Source organism: Streptomyces sp. CBMA156, from assembly GCF_014596515.1.
Taxonomy (GTDB): Bacteria; Actinomycetota; Actinomycetes; order Streptomycetales; family Streptomycetaceae; genus Kitasatospora.
In genome coordinates, this window is record NZ_MSJQ01000328.1 from 1 (window position 1) to 3,077 (window position 3,077).

Here is a 3,077-nt window from a genome sequence, read left to right on the forward strand (position 1 = left end):
CGCCCAGGCGGCCGCCGTGCTCGGCTTCGCCGGGCCCGAACTGGTCGACCCGAACCGGGCGTTCAAGGAGCTGGGCGTCGACTCGCTGACCGCGGTCGAGCTGCGCAACCGGCTCTCCGCCGTCACCGGACTGCGGCTGTCCGCCACCCTGGTCTTCGACAACCCGACCCCGGTGCTGGTCGCCGAGGAACTGGGCCGCGAACTGCTCGGCGAGGCCGAGCCCGAGGCCGCCCCGCCCACTCCGGCCCCGGCGGCCGGCCCCGGCACGGCCGGGGACCCGCTGGCGATCATCGGCATGAGCTGCCGGCTGCCCGGCGGCGCCGACACCCCCGAGGCCCTGTGGCGGATCGTCAGCCAGGGCGTGGACGCGATGATCCCGGTGCCCGCCGACCGCGGCTGGGACCTGAGCGCCCTCCCCGAGGGCTTCGCCGACGGCCTCGACGGCGGCTTCGTCGAGGGCATGGCCGACTTCGACCCCGGCTTCTTCGGCATCAGCCCGCGCGAGGCGCTGGCCATGGACCCGCAGCAGCGGCTGCTGCTGGAGACGGCCTGGGAGGCGATCGAGAGCGCCGGGATCGACCCGACCGCGCTGCACGGCAGCCCGACCGGCGTCTTCGTCGGCAACGCGACCACCGGCTACAGCGTCGGCGTCACCGAGGTGCCCGAGGGCATCGGCCCGCACCTGATGCTCGGCACCGCCGCCTCCGTCACCTCCGGCCGGGTCGCGTACACCCTCGGCCTGGAGGGCCCGGCGCTGTCCGTCGACACCGCCTGCTCCTCCTCGCTGGTGGCGCTGCACATGGCGGGCGAGGCGCTCGGCCGCGGTGACTGCTCGCTGGCCCTGGTCGGCGGCGTGACCCTGATGGTCGTGCCGACCATGTTCGTCGAGGGCACCCAGGGCGGCGCGGTCTCCACCGACGGCCGCTGCAAGGCCTTCGCCGCCGCCGCCGACGGCACCGGCTGGGGCGAGGGCGCCGGCATGCTGCTGGTCGAGCGGCTCTCCGACGCCCGCCGCAACGGCCACCGGGTGCTGGCCCTGGTCCGCGGCACCGCCGTCAACCACGACGGCGCCAGCAACGGACTGACCGCGCCCAACGGCCGGGCCCAGCAGAAGGTCATCCGGCAGGCGCTGGGCGCCGCCGGGCTCACCCCCGGGGACGTCGACGCCATCGAGGCGCACGGCACCGGCACCGAACTGGGCGACCCGATCGAGGCCCGGGCACTCCAGGCGGTCTACGGCCGGGACCGGGACGCCGAACGGCCGGTCTGGCTCGGCTCGGTGAAGTCCAACATCGGGCACACCCAGGCCGCGGGCGGCGTCGCCGCGGTGATCAAGATGGTCCAGGCGATGCGGTACGACCTGCTGCCCGCGACCCTGCACGTCGACGAGCCGACCCCGCACGTGGACTGGTCGGCGGGCACCCTGCGACTGCTCACCGAGGCGAGGCCGTGGCAGCGCGACGGCCGGCCCCGCCGGGCGGGCGTCTCCTCGTTCGGCATGAGCGGCACCAACGCCCACGTGATCCTGGAGGAGGCGCCGGAGCGGGCCGCGGTCCAGGCCCGGCCGGCCGAGCCGTCGCTGACCGGCGCCCCCACCCCGTGGCTGCTGTCCGCCCGCGGCGGTGCCGCGCTGCGCGCCCAGGCCGCCCGGCTGCGCGAACACCTGGACACCAGGCCCGAACTGACGACGGATCAACTCGCGGGCGCGCTGGTCTCCGGGCGCTCGTCCTTCGACCACCGCGCGGTGCTGCTCGCCGAGGACCGGGAGTCCTTCGCCGAGCTGCTGACGGTGCTCGCCGAGGACGGCACGGCCGACGGCCTGGTGCGCGGGACCGCCGCCGCCGGCGGCCGCACCGTGTTCGTGTTCCCCGGCCAGGGCACCCAGTGGGCCGGCATGGCCGCCGGACTGCTGGACTCCTCCGCGGTCTTCCGCGACTCCGTCCGGGCCTGCGACGAGGCACTGGCGCGGTACGCCGACTGGTCGGTGGAGGCCGTGCTGCGCGGCGCCGAGGACGCCCCGCCGATCGAGCGGCTGGACGTCGTCCAGCCGACGCTGTTCACCATGATGGTGTCGCTGGCGGCGCTCTGGCGCTCGCACGGCATCACCCCCGCCGCCGTGGTGGGGCACTCCCAGGGCGAGATCGCGGCGGCCCACGTCGCGGGCGCGCTCACGCTGGACGACGCGATGCGGATCGTCGCGCTGCGCAGCAAGCTGCTGCTGTCGCTCGCCGGACAGGGCGCGATGGCCTCGGTCGCGCTGCCCGAGGACGACGTGGCCGCCCGGATCGCGGACTGGCCCGGCGAGCTGCACATCGCCGCCGTCAACGGCCCGCGCTCGACCGTCGTGGCCGGCCCCCCGGAGCCGGTCGACGCCTTCGTCGAGGCGCTGGCCGCCGAGGACGTCCGGGTGCGCAAGGTCCGGGTCAACGGCGCCGGCCACTCGCCGCAGGTCGAGCCGCTGCGCGAGGCGGTGCTGGAGGCCCTGGCCGGCATCGAGCCGCGGCCCGCCACCACCGCCTTCTACTCCACGGTGACCGGCGGCGCGCTCGACCCCGCCGAGCTGGGCACCGCCTACTGGTACCGCAACATGCGCGAGCCGGTCCGGTTCGCCCCCGCCGTCCGCTCCCTGCTGGACGACGGCTACCGCACCTTCGTCGAGTCCAGCCCGCACCCGGTGCTGGGCCCCGGCGTCCAGGAGGCGGCCGAGGAACTGCCCGGCACCGGCGACGTGACCGTGGTCGGCACGCTGCGCCGCGACGAGGGCGGCCCGGCGAAGTTCCTGCGCTCGCTCGCCGAGGCGCACGTCCACGGCGCCCGCCCGGACTGGTCCCCGGTCCTCGGCGGACTCCCGGCCACCCCCGTCGAGCTGCCCACCTACGCCTTCCAGCGGCAGCGCTACTGGCTCGACCTCCCGTCGGCGCCCGGCGCGGCCGCGGACGCCCTGCGCGACCCGGCCGAGGAGCGGTTCTGGGCGGCGGTCTCCGAGGCCGACCCGGCCGGGCTGGCCGAGGCGCTCGGCGTGGACGACCCGGCCGGCCGCGCCGCGCTGGCCGCCGCCGCGCCCGCGCTGCCGGTGC

1 protein-coding gene is annotated in these 3,077 nt (G+C 76.8%); it reads left to right on the plus strand.

Annotated features, from left to right (window positions below; translation table 11 throughout):
• Positions 1-3,077: type I polyketide synthase (locus tag BU198_RS28550; protein WP_188299742.1), on the plus strand; the 3,077-nt coding region annotated here is incomplete at both ends.